The 16,046-nt window shown below is 68.3% G+C and carries 20 protein-coding genes; 16 read left to right on the plus strand and 4 right to left on the minus strand.

Annotation, left to right across the window (positions count from 1 at the left end):
- The first annotated feature begins 88 nt into the window (after positions 1-88).
- The gene (locus RHA1_RS52150) at positions 89-295 is read left to right on the plus strand and encodes a hypothetical protein (RefSeq protein ID WP_041812233.1); all 207 of its coding nucleotides are present in this window, start codon (positions 89-91) and stop codon (positions 293-295) included.
- Here RHA1_RS52150 and RHA1_RS32845 read toward each other — a convergent pair.
- Positions 210-986 carry a class I SAM-dependent methyltransferase gene (locus RHA1_RS32845; protein ID WP_011598536.1) on the minus strand — a complete coding sequence of 259 codons (777 nt, stop codon included), beginning with the start codon at positions 984-986 and terminating at the stop codon, positions 210-212. The genes RHA1_RS52150 and RHA1_RS32845 overlap by 86 nt on opposite strands.
- Positions 987-1,160: 174 nt before the next feature.
- Here RHA1_RS32845 and RHA1_RS32850 point away from each other — a divergent pair, with 174 nt between their 5' ends.
- The 4 genes from RHA1_RS32850 (at position 1,161) to RHA1_RS32865 (ending at position 5,362) form a co-directional block, all read left to right on the plus strand.
- The gene (locus RHA1_RS32850) at positions 1,161-1,820 is read left to right on the plus strand and encodes a TetR/AcrR family transcriptional regulator (protein WP_011598537.1); all 660 of its coding nucleotides are present in this window, start codon (positions 1,161-1,163) and stop codon (positions 1,818-1,820) included.
- 29 nt (positions 1,821-1,849) lie between these two features.
- Positions 1,850-3,043 carry a hemerythrin domain-containing protein gene (locus RHA1_RS32855; protein WP_011598538.1) on the plus strand — a complete coding sequence of 398 codons (1,194 nt, stop codon included), beginning with the start codon at positions 1,850-1,852 and terminating at the stop codon, positions 3,041-3,043.
- A 100-nt stretch (positions 3,044-3,143) separates the two neighbouring features.
- Positions 3,144-4,178 (plus strand): DUF2332 domain-containing protein, encoded by a 1,035-nt coding sequence (locus RHA1_RS32860; RefSeq protein WP_237723753.1) that lies wholly within the window; start codon positions 3,144-3,146, stop codon positions 4,176-4,178.
- Between the two features lie 887 nt (positions 4,179-5,065).
- The gene (locus RHA1_RS32865) at positions 5,066-5,362 is read left to right on the plus strand and encodes an MTH1187 family thiamine-binding protein (protein WP_009479982.1); all 297 of its coding nucleotides are present in this window, start codon (positions 5,066-5,068) and stop codon (positions 5,360-5,362) included.
- A 6-nt stretch (positions 5,363-5,368) separates the two neighbouring features.
- On the opposite strand, the gene RHA1_RS32870 is transcribed toward RHA1_RS32865, so the two are convergent.
- Positions 5,369-6,331 (minus strand): helix-turn-helix transcriptional regulator, encoded by a 963-nt coding sequence (locus tag RHA1_RS32870; protein ID WP_011598541.1) that lies wholly within the window; start codon positions 6,329-6,331, stop codon positions 5,369-5,371.
- An 89-nt stretch (positions 6,332-6,420) separates the two neighbouring features.
- Here RHA1_RS32870 and RHA1_RS32875 point away from each other — a divergent pair, with 89 nt between their 5' ends.
- The 4 genes from RHA1_RS32875 to RHA1_RS32890 all read left to right on the plus strand — a co-directional run bounded on the left by RHA1_RS32875 (position 6,421) and on the right by RHA1_RS32890 (position 9,378).
- Positions 6,421-6,837 (plus strand): VOC family protein, encoded by a 417-nt coding sequence (locus RHA1_RS32875; protein WP_009479984.1) that lies wholly within the window; start codon positions 6,421-6,423, stop codon positions 6,835-6,837.
- Positions 6,837-7,442, plus strand: a complete 606-nt coding sequence (locus tag RHA1_RS32880; protein WP_009479985.1) for a YdeI/OmpD-associated family protein — start codon at positions 6,837-6,839, stop codon at positions 7,440-7,442. The genes RHA1_RS32875 and RHA1_RS32880 overlap by 1 nt, the downstream gene beginning before the upstream one ends.
- A gap of 57 nt (positions 7,443-7,499) precedes the next feature.
- Positions 7,500-8,057 (plus strand): DinB family protein, encoded by a 558-nt coding sequence (locus tag RHA1_RS32885; RefSeq protein ID WP_011598543.1) that lies wholly within the window; start codon positions 7,500-7,502, stop codon positions 8,055-8,057.
- A 64-nt stretch (positions 8,058-8,121) separates the two neighbouring features.
- On the plus strand, positions 8,122-9,378 hold the full coding sequence (locus tag RHA1_RS32890) for a serine hydrolase domain-containing protein (RefSeq protein WP_011598544.1): 1,257 nt from the start codon (positions 8,122-8,124) through the stop codon (positions 9,376-9,378).
- Here the strand turns inward: RHA1_RS32890 and RHA1_RS32895 are convergent.
- Positions 9,375-9,770 (minus strand): SRPBCC family protein, encoded by a 396-nt coding sequence (locus tag RHA1_RS32895; protein WP_011598545.1) that lies wholly within the window; start codon positions 9,768-9,770, stop codon positions 9,375-9,377. The two genes, RHA1_RS32890 and RHA1_RS32895, sit on opposite strands and share 4 nt — an antisense overlap.
- Positions 9,771-9,926: 156 nt before the next feature.
- Between RHA1_RS32895 and RHA1_RS32900 the strand changes: the two genes are divergently transcribed.
- The 4 genes from RHA1_RS32900 (at position 9,927) to RHA1_RS32915 (ending at position 13,479) form a co-directional block, all read left to right on the plus strand.
- Positions 9,927-10,274 (plus strand): RsmD family RNA methyltransferase, encoded by a 348-nt coding sequence (locus RHA1_RS32900; RefSeq protein WP_011598546.1) that lies wholly within the window; start codon positions 9,927-9,929, stop codon positions 10,272-10,274.
- Positions 10,275-10,517: 243 nt separating this feature from the next.
- Positions 10,518-11,864: a M16 family metallopeptidase gene (locus RHA1_RS32905; RefSeq protein ID WP_029537472.1), complete on the plus strand. Its 1,347-nt coding sequence runs from the start codon at positions 10,518-10,520 to the stop codon at positions 11,862-11,864.
- 34 nt (positions 11,865-11,898) lie between these two features.
- A complete protein-coding gene (locus tag RHA1_RS32910) occupies positions 11,899-13,005 on the plus strand; it encodes a zinc-binding dehydrogenase (RefSeq protein ID WP_009479992.1) in 1,107 nt (368 codons plus the stop codon).
- A gap of 33 nt (positions 13,006-13,038) precedes the next feature.
- Positions 13,039-13,479, plus strand: coding sequence for a YdeI/OmpD-associated family protein (locus RHA1_RS32915; RefSeq protein WP_011598548.1), 441 nt, complete (start codon positions 13,039-13,041; stop codon positions 13,477-13,479).
- A gap of 21 nt (positions 13,480-13,500) precedes the next feature.
- Here RHA1_RS32915 and RHA1_RS32920 read toward each other — a convergent pair whose 3' ends face one another.
- Complete coding sequence (locus RHA1_RS32920; protein ID WP_009479994.1) at positions 13,501-13,986, minus strand: MarR family winged helix-turn-helix transcriptional regulator; 486 nt, start codon at positions 13,984-13,986, stop codon at positions 13,501-13,503.
- A gap of 89 nt (positions 13,987-14,075) precedes the next feature.
- On the opposite strand from RHA1_RS32920, the gene RHA1_RS32925 reads away from it, so the two are divergent.
- The 3 genes from RHA1_RS32925 (at position 14,076) to RHA1_RS32935 (ending at position 16,031) form a co-directional block, all read left to right on the plus strand.
- Positions 14,076-14,693, plus strand: a complete 618-nt coding sequence (locus RHA1_RS32925; RefSeq protein ID WP_011598549.1) for a TIGR03086 family metal-binding protein — start codon at positions 14,076-14,078, stop codon at positions 14,691-14,693.
- A 103-nt stretch (positions 14,694-14,796) separates the two neighbouring features.
- The gene (dapB, locus tag RHA1_RS32930; RefSeq protein ID WP_009479996.1) at positions 14,797-15,555 is read left to right on the plus strand and encodes a 4-hydroxy-tetrahydrodipicolinate reductase; all 759 of its coding nucleotides are present in this window, start codon (positions 14,797-14,799) and stop codon (positions 15,553-15,555) included.
- On the plus strand, positions 15,552-16,031 hold the full coding sequence (locus tag RHA1_RS32935; protein ID WP_011598550.1) for a hypothetical protein: 480 nt from the start codon (positions 15,552-15,554) through the stop codon (positions 16,029-16,031). The genes dapB and RHA1_RS32935 overlap by 4 nt, the downstream gene beginning before the upstream one ends.
- Positions 16,032-16,046: the final 15 nt, after the last annotated feature.

Raw genomic sequence — 16,046 nt, forward strand, 5'->3', positions numbered from 1 at the left:
GTCGTTCACCCTCCCTGACGGGCGGCTGTCAGGGGTGCGCTTCGGACCGTCCGCGCGCAGACTGGAACCAGGAGGTCAGGAGGTTGTCATGCGACTACTACGGGGCCTGCTCGACGTGGTGCTGGGGATCCTCCCGGCCGTACTCGGCACGGTGCTGGGCATTGTCGCGGCGGTGGTATGGATCGTCGGTGGGGTGCTCTGCGTGACGGTCATCCTGCTTCCTCTGGGCTTGCCCGTGGTGAGGCTCGCCCGCCGTCTCTTCGCCCTCGCCAGGAAGCTGATGCACTTTCCCTGACGCGCAGGGTGAAGAAGATGAACGGTGCCTCACGGCTGAGCCGATCGAAGTGCTCGGGGGAGCGATCGCGCACCGCCGCACCGGGTCGCGGCTCCGAAACGCGTTCGACGGTGAATCCTGCTGCGCTGAATGCGTCGAACATGGCGTGCAACGGCCTGTGCCAGAACTTCATGTGGAAGGTCTCGCCGGACTTCACCCATTCCTCGGTGAACTCGTACGTTCCGAGATAGTCGCCCTCCCCGGCAAGCCTGAAGTCGACGAACGGGTGATGGGTCGAGATGACGACGCACCCGCCGGGCACGAGTACCCGGCGAAACTCGGTCAACGGTCTCGACCAATCGTGGACGTAGTGCATGACCAACGAGGCGACGACGACATCGAAGGTCGATGACCGGATGGGCAACTGCTGGTTGAGGTCCGCCCGGATCAACGGCACATCGGGACCGAGGCGCGTCCGGGCGATCGCGAGCAGACCCGTGCTGAGATCGACGCCGGTGACGGCAGCACCGGCGGCGACGAGTGCGCGTGAGAGCGCACCGCTGCCGCAGCCCGCATCCAGTACTTTGCTGCCTGCGACGTCGCCGACCAGCGCCAGCGTCGCGGGTCGCTCGTACAGCGCGTTGTACACGTTGTTCTCGGTATCGGCGTCATACGCCGACGCGTACGCGTCGTAGTCGTTGAAGGTTGCCACGATCTGATCATGTCCGATCGGAGCTTCCGTCGGACCCCCAACCGTCGCGGCACCCGGGTGGGGGTGGACTGAAGCTGAGTCGGGTCCGGAACGCGCGGATGTAGTACGTGGGGTCGTTCCGGAAATCGCTGGAACAGTGTTGTATTGAAAACCTGCGCGTTCTACCCTTGGGGTATGGCGACGGTCGACTACGACTCGGCGGATCCGGGCGGATCCGGGACCCGCCGTTACCGCTCTCCGCTGCGTCGGATGCAGGCAGCTCAGACGCGGGCGGTCGTGCTGGAGGCCGCCACCCGGCTGTTCGCCGAGCACGGCTGGGTCGGCACCGGCATGAGGGATGTCGCACAGGCCTCGGCGGTCTCCGTCGAAACCGTCTACACGACGTTCGGATCCAAGGCCCACCTGTTGAAGGCGGCGCTGGAGGTCGCCATCGTCGGCGACGACGCACAGGTGCCATTGGCCGACCGGCCCGTCTACATGGCGATCGGTACGGGGCGCACGACCGGCGACCGCATCGAGACGGGTGCGCGCATGATCGCCAGGATCAACGAGCGCATCTACCGCCTGGCCGTGGCGATCCGTCAGGGTGCGACGGCGGATGCCACGCTCGCAGCGGTGGCCGCCGACCTGGAGGGCCAGCGCAGGCGTTCGGTCGCCGACGTCGCACACCTCATCACGGGCCATCACGCCGATGCCGGTCAGGTCGACGAACTGTGGGTCCAGACCGGCGACCAGGTCTACGCCCTGCTCGTGGACGAATGCGGTTGGAGTCGCGACCGTTACGAGTCATGGTTGATCGACCGCATCGAAGAAATCCTCGACCGCCCGGTGTGACATACGGGCGCTTTTGTCTGGAGTAGGTCATGACAACCGACACTCGGCCTCCCGCCGACACTCGTATCATGCGCATCGTCCACAGCGCACTGCGCCGTGATATCGCCCGCGCCGTTCAGGTGCTGCGCACACCACCTCCGCCCGCGCGGACCCAGCGGGTCGCACTCGCCGATCACCTCGTGTGGATGATGCATTTCCTGCACCTGCACCACAGCGGCGAGGACCGTGGGCTGTGGCCGCTGGTCCGCGAGTTGAACCCGGCCGCCGGAGCACTGCTCGACGTGATGGACGCCGACCATGCGCGAATCGGCCCCGAGTTGGAGCGGGTCGCCGCCGCGGCGGTCGAATACCGTGCGCATCCGGCTGCCCGAGAAGACCTTTCGCGTTCCCTCACGGCTCTCGAACAGGTTCTGCTGCCGCATCTGCAGCGCGAAGAGGACGAGATGATGCCGGTCGTCGCCCGCACCCTGACCCGTCGTCAGTGGGACGACGTGGAGCAGCAGGTGTTCATCGCTTCGAAGACCAAGCGGGAGCTGGGGATCGAAGCTCACTGGATCGTCGACGGTGTCGACCGGGAAGACTACGACGTCACCGTCCGCAAGGTCGATCCGGCCACCCGGTTCATGCTGATCCATGCGTTCAAGCGACCATATCGGCGGGCGTGCGCCGCCCGGTGGGGTGCCGACCTCGACGTGAGCCCCCGGCTCCACCAGCCACCCCGCACCCAGGGCTCGGCAGAACTGTGGATCGACGTCCCGGCACGGCAGCTGTACGACGCGGTCGCCGACGTCACCCGAATCAGCGAACGCAGCCCCGAGTGCCGCGGCTGCGCGTGGCTACCGGGACGGCCGCCGGGGACCGTGGGCGCCCGATTCCGGGGGCACAACCGTGCACATCACATGCGCTGGTCCCGGGTCTGCGAGGTGACCGCCGCCGATCCGGGCAGGACGTTCGCATTCCACACGGTGTCGGATCGGCGCAACCCGCTGTACCACGACTCGACCACCTGGTCATACACCTTCCGAGCGGACGGCGACGGGACCCGGGTGACGCACTCGTATCGGATCGACGTCTTGCCGTACCGCCCGCTGCTCCCGCTCTACACACGCCTGCAGCCGCAGCACCGGGACATGCGGCCGCAGATGCGGCAGAATCTGGAGGCGCTGCGGCAGCAGGCGCACGCCGGTGCGCGTACAGGGCCGCCCCTGCCCCGAACGGCGTAATGCCCTGTCACGTTGGAACGCTCGCCATTAGAATCAGCGTCGATGTCAGGTGACCGCAGGAAGCGCTGCATTCGTGGGTAGGGCCCGCACACTCGCTCAGGTGTACCGACACTTCGGTGAGATCGACGCCGAAACGTCGCCGCTGTACGGGCGCGTCGCCGTCGCCCTGAGTGAGTCCGACGAGGCGCTGCGCGCCATCGAGGCGGCGCCCGCGCGCAAGCGACACCCGAAAGTGATCCTCGCCGCGCTGCACGACCTCGCCCTCGCCGGTCGCGCTCCCGCGCTTGCCTCGGCCTATGCCGATACGGACGGCGACGCTGCCGCCGGCGCGGCGGTCGACACGCTGCTGCGGATGACCGACTCGGTCGTGGCTCTCGCCGTGCGCCGGAAGACGCGGCCCGACGAGACCGGACGCAGCACCGTGCTGTATCCGGCCATTGCCGAGGCGGCGCGCCGGGTCGGCGCGAATGCGGTGGGGCTGATCGACGTGGGCTGTTCGGCTGGGCTCAACCTCAATGTCGACCGTGTGGGCATCACTTACGGCAACGGACAGTCGCTTGGCGACCTGTCCTCTCCCGTGCAGCTGTCGGCTTCGATCGTGGGAGACCGGCCCGTCCCGGCGCGGGTGATGCCCGAGGTCGTCGCCCGGATCGGCGTCGACCTCGATCCGGTCGACGTGACCGACGCGGACGAGGCCCGATGGTTGCGCGCCTGCCTGTGGCCGGATCAGCCGGAGCGGATCGCGAGGCTCGACGCGGAGATGGCGTTGGCGGCGTCGGCCCCTCCGCTGCTGCTGCACGGCGACGCCGTCGAGGTGATGCCCGACGCCGTCGCCCGGGTGCCCGCGGACGCCCTGCCTGTCGTCACCACGACGTGGGCGCTGTCGCGTTTCCCGGTCGAGAGTCGCCTGCGCTTCCTGGACCGCCTACACGAAGCGGCAGCCGGCCGGCCGGTGGCGTGGGTGTCAGTGGAGGGAGTCGGAGTCGCACCGACGATACCCACGCTCGGCGATCGCCACGCCTCTGGGCACAGCCTCATCGGCCTGGCCGTGTTCGACCGGTCGGCTCGGCCTGCCGAGGCTATCGGCCGCTGCTGGTCGCGGGGCCGCGTGCTGGCGTGGCTGGCAGACTCCTGACGGACCGGGCATCCCGTGAAACCGAATGATGTTGCCGCTGTGCGGGACTGTCGGGTGTGGGTCGTCGTCTCCCGAGGCCGGCGAATTCACTCGCTGTGATCTGCAGGTGGGGTGTCAGTTGCGTCAGTGTTGCGGTGAGTCAGGCTGTGGTCGGCCAGGGTCGGGCGGGTGTCGGAGGATGCGGATTTTCTCGCTTCGCCGCTGTCGCAGCTGCGCGCTTCGCCGGAGACTTGTTGCTCCCAGTACGCATCCGATCGTGCCCGTGATGCCCACGGAACTCCCATGCGATGTCCTCTCTGTGCGGGTGGCCGGAGGAGATCGCTCTTCCTGTCACATAGATCGCGCGGATGGCGGCTTGTCTCACCACTGCCCGGCCTCACGGGTGTATTTCCTTTGTACGCCTCGGCAGTGAGGTCTGTCGTACCCGGCGGACCGGGTCGGTGACCCGCGCAGCTCGGGTATCGGGCGAGTGGGAAGCGTCTGCCGGCGGGCTCTGGCTCACGTTCGTTGCCTTATCCGGATATGCGGGGTAGACCTGAGGTACGGATCCACGGCAGACCAAGGTCGGACCGGAAGAGAAGATTCCACCTCTCGGTCGTGGCGCCCAGCACGAGTTGTAGGCACCCACGCACAAGTACAGCCCACTAACTGGGCTCAGCGCGGTGGGCTTGCGTCAGGCGGGGGGATGTCTGACGCCGAGGCCACATTCCACCCCGCGCAACCATGCAGCTTGGTAACCCGACGTTCGTGCTCGCGGGCGGCGCCCCCTCATCAGGGACGCCGCCCGACGTGTGTGTGGAACGACCTGTTCGCGCGGGCGATCGGGATGCAGCGGAATCCTGGACGAGGTGATTCGATGGTGGTCGATTCCCGGAGAAGGAGAGCACATGCTGGTGGCATTCAGCGTCAGCCCGATGGGCGGGGACTCCGACAGCGTCGGTGCCGCGGTCGCAGCGGCCGTGCGGGTGGTCCGCGAATCCGGACTGTCCAACGAGACCACGTCGATGTTCACCACCGTCGAGGGCGAGTGGGACGAGGTGATGGCCGTCGTGAAGCGTGCAACGGACGTTCTGCTGGAACAGTTTCCGCGGGTCAGTCTGGTTCTCAAAGCGGATATCCGGCCGGGTCGAAGCGATCAGCTGCGAGCGAAGGTCGAGACGGTCGAGCGCTACCTGACCGACTGAGCTCGGTCATCCGGCCTCACCGTGTTCGCCGGCATAGTGGTGGGCGAGTTCCGTGCCGATCCGGGCCAGCTCGGCCCGGACCGATCGCGGTTCGAGTACCTCGACCATCGAACCCCAGCCGGCGAGGTTCCGGGCGATGTCCAACGGGGTCGGTGCGGCGAGACGGACCCGCGCGCGACCGTCGTCGTCCTCACCCTCGGGGTGGCAGTGCCGCCCGAAGTGATCGCGCAGGATCGGCACGAACCTGGCGTCGATGAGCACGGTCGCCCAGGTCGTCGAGCGCCGCTGTTCCACCTCGCCGACCACTTCTTCCCACGCTGCGGCGAGTGTGAAGTCGTCGGGGCGCTCGCCGGGCTGCTCCGTCGATTCGGCGTGGACGATCCGGTCGACCCGGAAGGTCCGCTGCCCCCGTTCGGTCCCGGCCAGGAGATACCAGATGTCGTCCTTGTCGACGAGACCCCACGGGTCGACGAGCCGCTCGGACCGTTGCCGGGCGCTGTTCGTGTAGATCAGGCGGACTTTCCGGCGCCGGATCACGGCGGCCTGCAGCAGGTCGACCATCTCGGGCCTGCGGCGATCGCGTTCGCCCCACCGGGTGGGATCGATCATGGTGGCAGTGGCGGCGGCCTCGGCGTCGGCCCGGAAGGTCTGCGGCAGTGCCCGCACGAGTTTGCGCAGCGCGGCCTTGGCCTCGCCCGAGACGGCGGCCGCGGGGCCGACCAGCAGGAACAGTGCCTGCGCCTCGGTCGCGGACAACCCGCTGAGGTCAGTGCGAGCGCCGCCCACGAGCGACCACCCACCGCCGCGCCCGGACTGCGGGTACACCGGGATCCCCGCAGCGGACAACGCCTCCAGGTCGCGGCGAGCGGTCGCGACGGACACGTCCAGTTCGTCCGCCACCTCGGCGGCGGTCACTCGACCCCGGGCCTGCATCAGCAGGAGGGTGGCGACGAGTCGGTCAGCGCGCATGTCCTCAGCTTCCCGCAGAAAGTGCTCAATTGGTGAGCACTTTGAGTTGGAGGATGAATGTTGTCACCGACCGAGGAAGGGAATCACCCATGTTGCGAGGACTCACCACCGTCAACTTCTACGCCGACGACCTCACGGCCGCCCAGGCCTGGTACACCGAACTGCTCGGAGTCGAGCCGTATTTCGTGCGCGCGCTGGAGGGGGCACCCGCCTACATCGAGTTCCGGCTCGGCGACTACCAGCACGAACTCGGCATCATCGACAGCAGATTCGCAACGCCCGACCGGTCACGCGGTGCCGAGAACACGATGACCTACTGGCACGTCGACGATCTGGACGCGAGCGTCGAGCGGCTGCTGTCGCTGGGTGCCACCCTGCACGGCAAGCCGGTCGAACACGGGCCCGGATTCGTCACCGCATCCGTGGCCGACCCGTTCGGGAACATCCTCGGCGTGATGTTCAACCAGCACTACCTGGACATTCTGGCTGCGAAGGCAGGCGCGTGATGGACACCCACGACGTGAACACCGTCGTCGCTCGCACGCCCGCGCAGTGGCGTGCCTGGCTTTCGGAGAACTGCCGGTCCGAGACGGAGGTCTGGCTGATCATCCACCACAAGGACAGCGGAACGCCGAGCGTGCGCTACCACGAGGCGATCGAGCAGGCCCTGTGCTTCGGGTGGATCGACGGCCTGCGCCGCAGACGTGACGCCGACAGTTCTCGACTGCGTTTCACGCCGCGCACCCCGCGCAGCACCTGGAGCCGGGTGAACCGGCAGCGCGCGGCGGAGATGATCGAGCAGGGACTGATGACCGAGCACGGTTACGCCGCTATCGATCTGGCCAAGGCCAAGGGGACCTGGGAGAACACGGCGACCGGGGACAGCGCGACCATCCCTGGCGATCTGCAGGAAGCGTTTGCGCGACACGACGCCGCACGCGCGAACTTCGACAGGTTTCCGCCGTCGTCGACACGGTTGATCCTGGAGTGGATAGCGTCAGCCAGGAAGCCGGACACGAGGCAGCGGCGGATCGAGCGGACGGTCACGCTGGCGGCGATGAACCTCCGGGCCAATCATCCGGGGGTCCGGGCCCCGGACGGTGTGCGGTAGCCGTCGCGAGACCGGTGTCCCGATCGGAGACAGGGAGAGGGAGAGGGGAGACACGACATGGACTGGCCGCACGAACTCGCCGATCAGCTCGGCTGGCACTGGGAGCAGCAGTTGCGTCCCCGGCTGGAGGGGCTGACCGACGAGGAGTATTTCTGGGAACCCGCGCCGGACGGCTGGAGTGTGCGCCCGCGCGGGCAGTCGCAGGCGCCGGTCCGGGCCGGAAGTGGCGCGTTCACCATCGACTTCGCCTTTCCCGAACCGGACCCGCCACCGGTCACCACCATCGCGTGGCGGCTCGGGCATCTCGTCGTCGGCGTCTTCGGGATGCGGATCGCCAGTCACTTCGGCGGGCCGCCCGTCGACTATCAGACGTTCGAGTACGCCGGCACCGCGGCCGAGGCGCTCGCGCAACTCGACGAGAACTATGCGGCCTGGTCTGCAGGTGTCCGGAGCCTCGGGGTCGAGGGGTTCGCCCGGCCGTGCGGCGCCGGCGAGGGAGCGTTCGCGGACTATCCCATGGCGGCGTTGGTGTTGCACATCAACCGGGAGGTCATCCATCACGGCGCCGAGGTGGCGCTGTTGCGCGATCTCTATCTGCGCCGGCCGATTTCCTGACCGGAATCCGGGCCGGCTCCACGGGTTTCACTCCCTGGGCCGAACGGATCTGCCAAGCTCGGGTATGCCACCGACTCGGCGGATTCTCCTGTTGACGTGCGTCCTCGCTCTCCTGGCCGCGTGCACGTCGAACACCTCGTCCCCCGATTCTTCCTCCGCGGACGCGAGCAGCGGTTCTGCCGTCTCGTCGGCCGATCCGGCGCAGGCCGACGCGGTGATGAAGATCGTGCGCGACACCATGGCGGAGAGTCACCTGAAGGCGGTGATCGTGCGTGTCACCGTCGACGGCAAGGAGATCGTCACCCAGGCTCTCGGCGAGTCGATGACCGGAGTGCCCGCCACCACCGACATGCACTTCCGCAACGGCGCGGTCGCCATCTCCTACGTGTCCACGCTGCTGCTCCAGCTCGTCGACGAGAAGAAGGTGAGTCTCGACGATACGGTGTCGAAGTGGCTGCCCGACATTCCGCACGCCGACCGCGTGACCCTCCGCCAGCTCGCCCAGATGACTTCGGGCTACGTCGACTACGTCATCGGCAACACCGAATTCGACAGCGCCCTCTACGCGGCACCGTTCCGCAACTGGACGCCTGAGGAACTCCTGGCATTCGCCACGTCCGAGCCCCTGCTCTACGAACCTGGGACGAACTGGAACTACGCCCACACCAACTACGTCATCCTCGGGTTGGTTCTCGAGAAGATCACCGGTCAGCCGATGACGGAACTCATGCAGGACGAGGTGCTGGGTCCGCTCGGCCTCGACGACACCACGGATCCGGGGACGGCGGCGATCCCCGAACCCGTCCTGCACGCGTTCTCGTCCGAGCGGCGCGAGGCCCTGCAGATCCCGCCCGGTGCACCGTTCTACGAGGAATCCACGTATTGGAATCCGTCCTGGACCATCACCCACGGCGCCATCCAGATCACGAACATCTACGACCTCCACGACACGGCCGTCGCCATCGGCACGGGTGAACTACTGTCGCCCGAGTCCTACGAGGCCATGGTGTCGACGGACCTGCGTGGCAAGACGACCGCGCTGCCCGGCTGCACCACCTGCTTCCCGCAGTCGGAGGACTACACCTACGGGCTCGGACTACCGATCGTGGGGACCTGGCTCATGCAGAACCCGCTGTTCAGCGGATCGTCGGCGGTCGAGGCCTATCTGCCCTCGCAGAAGATCGCCGTCGCCATCGCCGTCACGTACGAGCCGGCCGCCTTCGACGACACGGGGGCGTACAAGAACGAGGCCGACAGGCTGTTCCGGAAGATCGGCGCACACCTCGCTCCGACCGAAGCGCCGCCGGTGGCGGTCGGCTAGCGTTCACCCGCGACGCGGGCGAGGCGACGGACGAGAGTCCGCACCACCGGGCCGTAGGTGACCGCGAGTACGGAGTCGAGGGGTCCGGGAGCGGACATCGTCATCGTGATCCGCGAGCCGGCACCGTAGGGTTCGACGACGTGATCGAGCGTCGTCGGTCCCACGCGCCAGGTCCAGGAACGGCCCGGTGTCTTGGCCGAGATCGACGCGGGAACAGGCACGACCCAGAGCAGTCGCGCCGCTCCACGCCGGCCGGCCTGAACCTCGGGGGACCCGAGACCCCACGCTCCGCGGACGTGCGGCGCCCACTCGGGCCAGCGCGAGGGCCGGGAGACGAGCGCCCACGCGACGTCCACCGAGGCGTCGGAATCAGCTGAGAACGAATGCGGCACGGGGGAGGAATACCCGGTTTCGACCCCGGCAGACACCGCAGATGCGGCTCGCGGAGTGGTCGGAGGTGAACACCGGGTGAATTGGCCCGTGTCGAGTTGCATGTAACTCGAGGTACTGGCCACGCTTGGAGGGAACGGCGAGGGAGGGAGCCGATCATGCTCGTTCGTCTGCCCGGGGTGTATCGCCCCCAGCGTGACACCTGGCTGCTCGCCGAGGTGCTGGCGGCCCGAGATCTCGGACCGGGCACCCGCGTGCTCGATCTCTGCTGTGGCACAGGCGTGTTGAGCGTCGAGGCGTGCGCGGCGGGCGCGGGGTGGGTGACGGCGGTCGACGTGTCGCGCCGGGCCGCGATCAGTACCTGGCTCAACGCCAAACTGCGCCGCCGGACGATCCGCGTCGTGCGGGGGCTGGAGGCGCGGGAGATGATCCGGCCGGGCCAGCGCACCGAGCGCATCGCGGTGCTGGCCGCGACCGACCTCCGGTACGGCGAGGCTCCACGCTGACCTGGGCTCTGACTCCGGCGTCCAACTGTTCTCGCCACGGCACAGGTGAGTGGTTCACGTGGTTCGTCGCAACCCGGGACACAACGCAGAGGATCGTGTTGTTCGCGCTGTGGCCGTCCTCAGGAAAAGCGAGCTGATCGGGCTCGCAACCACATCGCCGACGCTGGTGACCGACGGCCACGTGCCGCGTGTAAAGTTTGCCGTTCGACGACGCCCAGCTTTCGAGGACTGCTGAACCACTACATGGCCAAGATCGATCGCAGCCGCACTGCCGCACTGACCCAAGCGCCGACCCTCCACGAGCCGGATGCCGGCGTCCGGCGCACCGTGCTCCCCGGCGGGCTTCGGGTGGTCACCGAATACGTTCCCGGTGTCCGATCCGCATCCGTGGGCGTCTGGGTGGGTGTCGGATCCCGTGACGAGCAGCCCACCGTCGCCGGGGCCGCGCACTTCCTCGAGCACCTCCTGTTCAAGGCCACGCCGTCGCGCAGCGCCCTCGACATCGCGCAGGTGATGGACGGCGTCGGCGGCGAGCTCAACGCGTTCACGTCCAAGGAACACACCTGCTTCTACGCGCACGTGCTCGACGACGACCTGCCCCTCGCCATCGACCTCGTCAGTGACGTCGTCCTTCGGGGCCGCTGCCGGTCCGCCGACGTCGACGTGGAACGCCAGGTGGTCCTCGAAGAGATCTCGATGCGCGACGACGACCCGGAAGACCTCCTCGGCGACGCGTTCCTGACCGCGCTCTACGGCGACCATCCCGTCGGCAGGCCGGTCATCGGCAGCGTCGAATCCATCGAATCGATGACCCGCACCCAACTCCACTCCTTCCACGTGCGGCGCTACACGCCACCGCGCATGGTGGTGGCCGTCGCCGGCAACGTGGAGCACGAACCGACGGTCGAGCTGGTCCGGCGCGCCTTCGCCGGGCACCTCGACTCGGCGTCCGAACCCGCCCCGCGACGCGCAGGCACCCTGCGCCTGCGGGCCGAGCCGACCCTCAGCCTGACCAACAGGGACAGCGAACAGGTCCACCTCTCCCTCGGGGTGCGCGCGTTCGGGCGGCACGAGTCGCACCGCTGGGCGCTGTCGGTGCTCAACGCCGCGGTCGGTGGCGGACTCAGTTCCCGGCTCTTCCAGGAAGTGCGCGAGATCCGCGGCCTGGCGTATTCCGTGTACTCGGGCATCGACACGTTCTCCGACACGGGTGCGTTCTCGATCTACGCCGGGTGCCAGCCGGAGAACCTCGGCGAGGTCACCACAGTGATCCGGGAGGTGCTGTCGAACGTGGCAGCCGACGGCATCACCGACGCCGAGTGCGCCCGCGCCAAGGGATCGCTGCGGGGCGGACTGGTTCTGGGACTGGAGGATTCGGGCTCCCGGATGCACCGCATCGGCCGCAGTGAGCTCAACTACGGCAATCACCGCAGCATCACCGAAACCCTGAGCAAGATCGACGCGGTCACCACCGACGAGGTGCGCGACGTCGCGCGAGTGCTGCTGCAGCGCCCGTTCGGCGCCGCCGTCGTCGGACCGTATCGTCGCAAGCGTGACCTGCCGGCCTCGGTGCGCGGCATCGTCCGGTAACGAGGATTCGCCGAAACCAGAGGAGAAGCCCGAGATGAAGATCCGTGGAGCGGTACTCGAGGAGATCGGGAGAACCCGCCCGTTCGCCGAGTCGGCGCCGATCTCGATCTCCGAACTCGACCTCGACGAGCCCGGCGAGGGCGAGATCCTCGTCCGGATCGAGGCGGCGGGCCTGTGCCATTCCGACCTGTCCGTCGTCGACGGCAACCGGGTGCGCCCGGTCCCGATGCTGCTCGGGCACGAGGCCGCGGGGCGGATCACCCAACTCGGAGCCGGAGTCGACGACGTCACGGTCGGACAGCGCGTCGTTATGACGTTCCTCCCTCGCTGCGGGGAGTGTGAGGGCTGCGCCACCGACGGCCGGATGCCGTGCGTGCCCGGCACCGGTGCCAACAACGACGGAACCCTGCTCGACGGGGGAGTGCGACTGCACCGCGGCGGCGACACCGTGCACCACCACCTCGGGGTGTCCGGATTCGCGACGCACGCGGTCGTCAACCGCCGCTCGGTCGTCCCCGTCGGCGACGACGTCCCCGCCGATGTGGCGGCCGTCCTCGGATGCGCCGTCCTCACCGGCGGCGGTGCCGTCCTCAACGCGGGCGATCCGCAACCCGGCCAGGCCGTGATGGTCGTCGGGCTCGGTGGAGTGGGGATGGCCGCGATCCTGACGGCGGTCTCCAGGGGCGCCGGCGAGGTCATCGGCGTCGATGCCGTTCCCGAGAAGCTGCAGACCGCACGCGAACTCGGCGCAACGGCCGTCTACACCCCGGCGGAGCTCGAGGAAGCCGGTGTCCGGGCACCCATCGTCATCGAGGCGGCCGGCAACGCGCGCGCATTCGAGTCGGCTGTTCGCGCGACCGCTCCCGGTGGCAAGACGATCACCGTCGGTTTGCCGTCGCCCGACGCGCGGTCGTCGATCTCCCCGCTCACTCTGGTGGCCGAGGCCCGCACCATCATCGGCAGCTACCTCGGGTCGGCGGTGCCGTCGCGGGACATCCCGATCTACGAGGACCTGTGGCGCGCCGGGAAGCTCCCCGTGGAGAAGCTCATCTCCTCCCGCATCACGCTCGACGACATCAACCGCGGCATGGACGAACTCGCCGACGGCAAGGCGATCCGGCAGATCATCGTGTTCGACTGACCCGGCGGGCCGGTCGCGGGCAGAATTCTGCCCTTGAGGTTTCGCACCACCATCGAGCTGGGCGGCAAGACCGCGACCGGTTTCCGGATCCCCGAGGACGTCGTCGCGGAACTGGGGTCGGGTAAGCGCCCCGCGGTCCGGGTCACGATCGGTGGTCACACCTACCGCACCACGGTCGCGCTGATGGGTGGCGCGTTCATGATTCCGCTCAGCGCCGAGAACAGGGCAGGTGCGGGCGTGGCGGCAGGTGACGAGGTGGACGTCGCCGTCGAACTCGACACCGAACCCAGGGTCGTCACGGTTCCGCCCGACTTCGCCGAGGCGCTCGACCGGCAACCGGACGCGAGAAGGGCGTTCGACGCACTGTCGTACAGCAACCAGCGCCGGCACGTGCTCTCGATCGAGGGTGCCAAGACGGACGAGACCCGGCAACGCCGGATCGGCAAGGCCGTGGACGCGCTGCTGCAGGGCTGAGGCCAACCGGCAGCAATTCCGTCAGGCGGAGTCGCCCGGGCACCCGGTGACGTCGTCGACCGGCAGTGCCGACAGCGCGATCAGCGCGGACACGAATCCCTCGCGGTCGCGCTCCGGCAACCTGGCCAGGAGCCGCTCCTCGCCCCGCCGGATCGCCGCCTGTGCCGAGGCGCGCACGTCGTGCCCGTCCGGGGTCAGCGACAGCAGGCGGGCCCGGCGGTCCGCGGGATCGCGCTGACGGTCGATCAGGCCACTGTCCTGCAGGTCGTCGAGCACGCCGATGATCCTGGTCTTGTCGGCTCCGATTGCTTCCGCGAGCGCGGCCTGGGTTCGCAGCGGGTGCTCGTCGAGTGCCAGGAGCACGACGTATCCCCACATGGTGAGTCCGTGCTCCGCGAGCACGGGGAGTTCCGCCGCCACCAGCGAACGGTTCAGAGCGGTCGTCATCGCCGCGAGGTCGGGACGAGTGCGTTCGTGCTGTCCGTTGGTCGGGTCGAGGCTGGGCATATCGCAGAAAATACACCTTGACCGATCATATGCAGAGGTAGATGATAAGCGAACGCATATAAATTCGAGTCGAGGACGAGGTGTCGACGATGGATGTGGACGAGGTCCGGCGCTGGGATGTCCGCGCCGTGCAATCGAGTGTGGAGTTCGTGTCGCAGGTGACCCGCGACGATCTGCAGCGCGCGACCCCGTGTGCGCAGTGGACTCTCGGGGAACTGCTCGCCCACATGACCGTGCAGCACCTGGGGTTCGCCGCAGCGGCCGCGGGCGGCGGTCCCGACCTGTCGAAGTGGCGGCCGCACGTGGCGGCGGATCCCGTTGCCGCGTACCGCTCGGCGGCCCACACCGTCATCGAGGCCTTCGCCCGGGACGGCATCGGGGAGCAGCAGTTCTGGTTGCCGGAGATCAGCACCGAGTTCCGGTTTCCCGCACCCACGGCCGTCGGGTTCCACTTCCTCGACTACATCGTCCATTCGTGGGACGTCGCCCGGTCACTCGGGTTCGACTTCGCGCCCGAATCCGGCATGGTGGCCGCGGTTCTCCCGATCGCACGACTCGTCCCGGACGGGGCGGACCGGATGCGCGAGGGGGCCGCGTTCGCTTCCGGCCTGCCGACCGACCCCGACTCCGCCGATTTCGACACCGTGCTGTCGCTGCTCGGCCGATCACCGCACTGGCACCCCGAGTACGAGGCCGGCCGCGTCTGACGGCGAGACGCAGGTCTCCCGCCCCGCCCCTGCGCACCGGTCGGCACCCGGCGATTGCGTAGGCTTTCGGGCGAATCGTTGTGACTGGACGGAGCGTGGAGAAGTGAGCGCAGCAGCACCCATCAGGGTCGGGGTTCTCGGGGCCAAGGGCAAGGTCGGCCGAGCGATCTGCGAGGCGGTGGAGCAGGCACCGGACCTCGAACTCGTCGCGGAGGTCGATCACGGCGACCGACTGGAGACGTTCGTCGAGGCCGGCACGCAGGTCGTCGTCGACTTCACCCACCCCGACGTGGTGATGGACAACCTGAAGTTCCTCGTGTCCAACGGTATTCATGCTGTCGTGGGCACGACGGGATTCGACGACGCCCGGCTCGACACGGTGCGGTCGTGGGTGTCGGAGCGGCCCGAGGTGGGTGTCCTGATCGCCCCGAACTTCGCGATCGGTGCCGTTCTCTCCATGCGCTTCGCCGAGGCGGCGGCACGGTTCTTCGATTCCGTCGAGGTCATCGAGTTGCACCACCCTAACAAGGCGGACGCGCCGTCCGGCACCGCCTACCGCACCGCCGCGCTCATCTCGGCGGCACGCCGCACGGCGGGCGTGGGACCGAGCCCCGACGCCACGACCACCGAACTGGAGGGTGCGCGCGGCGCCGACGTGGACGGCGTGCGGGTGCATTCCGTGCGGCTGGCAGGTCTCGTCGCCCATCAGGAGGTCATCCTCGGCACGCAGGGCGAGACGCTGACCATCCGGCACGATTCGATCGATCGCAATTCCTTCGCCCCCGGCGTCCTGCTCGGGGTACGGGAGATCGGCTCCCGTCCCGGCCTGACCGTCGGTATCGACCCCCTTCTCGACCTGTGAAGGACGGCTCGGCCAAGACCGTCGTCACGATCGGACTGCTGGTCGCGGCGCTGGCGTTCTACTTCGTCCTTCTCGGCCAACGCGGGATCGAGCTGATCCAGGACGGCGGAGCAGCCGCGATCGGCCTGGGTGTCGGCGTCCTGATCCTTCCGTTCCTGGGCGCCTGGATCGTCTACGCCACGCTGCGTGCCGGATTCCAGCATCAGCATCTGTCCCGCCGCATAGCCGACGAGGGGCTCGAACTGGATGTCAGCGATCTGCCGAAGCGCCCCTCGGGCCGCATCGACCGGGATGCCGCCGACGCACTGTTCCATCAGGTCAAATCCGAATGGGAAGCAGACCCGGACAACTGGCGGAACTCCTACCGCCTCGCCCGCGCCTACGACTACGCCGGCGACCGCGGCAGGGCCCGGGAGACGATGAAACGGGCCGTGGAACTCGAACGCGTCGAACGGGAAGGCGAGCCCGGCCGGTAGGAAACGGGCCCGGTC

It is taken from the genome of Rhodococcus jostii RHA1 (assembly GCF_000014565.1).
Classification (GTDB): Bacteria; Actinomycetota; Actinomycetes; order Mycobacteriales; family Mycobacteriaceae; genus Rhodococcus_F; species Rhodococcus_F jostii_A.

What these genes read in the sequence shown, in the direction of transcription:
- RHA1_RS52150 (WP_041812233.1), top strand. Translation starts at nt 89, where the DNA reads ATGCGACTACTACGGGGCCTGCTCGACGTGGTGCTGGGGATCCTCCCG.
- RHA1_RS32850 (WP_011598537.1), top strand. Translation starts at nt 1,161, where the DNA reads ATGGCGACGGTCGACTACGACTCGGCGGATCCGGGCGGATCCGGGACC.
- RHA1_RS32855 (WP_011598538.1), top strand. Translation starts at nt 1,850, where the DNA reads ATGACAACCGACACTCGGCCTCCCGCCGACACTCGTATCATGCGCATC.
- RHA1_RS32865 (WP_009479982.1), top strand. Translation starts at nt 5,066, where the DNA reads ATGCTGGTGGCATTCAGCGTCAGCCCGATGGGCGGGGACTCCGACAGC.
- RHA1_RS32870 (WP_011598541.1), bottom strand. Translation starts at nt 6,331, where the DNA reads ATGCGCGCTGACCGACTCGTCGCCACCCTCCTGCTGATGCAGGCCCGG.
- RHA1_RS32875 (WP_009479984.1), top strand. Translation starts at nt 6,421, where the DNA reads ATGTTGCGAGGACTCACCACCGTCAACTTCTACGCCGACGACCTCACG.
- RHA1_RS32880 (WP_009479985.1), top strand. Translation starts at nt 6,837, where the DNA reads ATGGACACCCACGACGTGAACACCGTCGTCGCTCGCACGCCCGCGCAG.
- RHA1_RS32885 (WP_011598543.1), top strand. Translation starts at nt 7,500, where the DNA reads ATGGACTGGCCGCACGAACTCGCCGATCAGCTCGGCTGGCACTGGGAG.
- RHA1_RS32890 (WP_011598544.1), top strand. Translation starts at nt 8,122, where the DNA reads ATGCCACCGACTCGGCGGATTCTCCTGTTGACGTGCGTCCTCGCTCTC.
- RHA1_RS32900 (WP_011598546.1), top strand. Translation starts at nt 9,927, where the DNA reads ATGCTCGTTCGTCTGCCCGGGGTGTATCGCCCCCAGCGTGACACCTGG.
- RHA1_RS32905 (WP_029537472.1), top strand. Translation starts at nt 10,518, where the DNA reads ATGGCCAAGATCGATCGCAGCCGCACTGCCGCACTGACCCAAGCGCCG.
- RHA1_RS32910 (WP_009479992.1), top strand. Translation starts at nt 11,899, where the DNA reads ATGAAGATCCGTGGAGCGGTACTCGAGGAGATCGGGAGAACCCGCCCG.
- RHA1_RS32920 (WP_009479994.1), bottom strand. Translation starts at nt 13,986, where the DNA reads ATGCCCAGCCTCGACCCGACCAACGGACAGCACGAACGCACTCGTCCC.
- RHA1_RS32925 (WP_011598549.1), top strand. Translation starts at nt 14,076, where the DNA reads ATGGATGTGGACGAGGTCCGGCGCTGGGATGTCCGCGCCGTGCAATCG.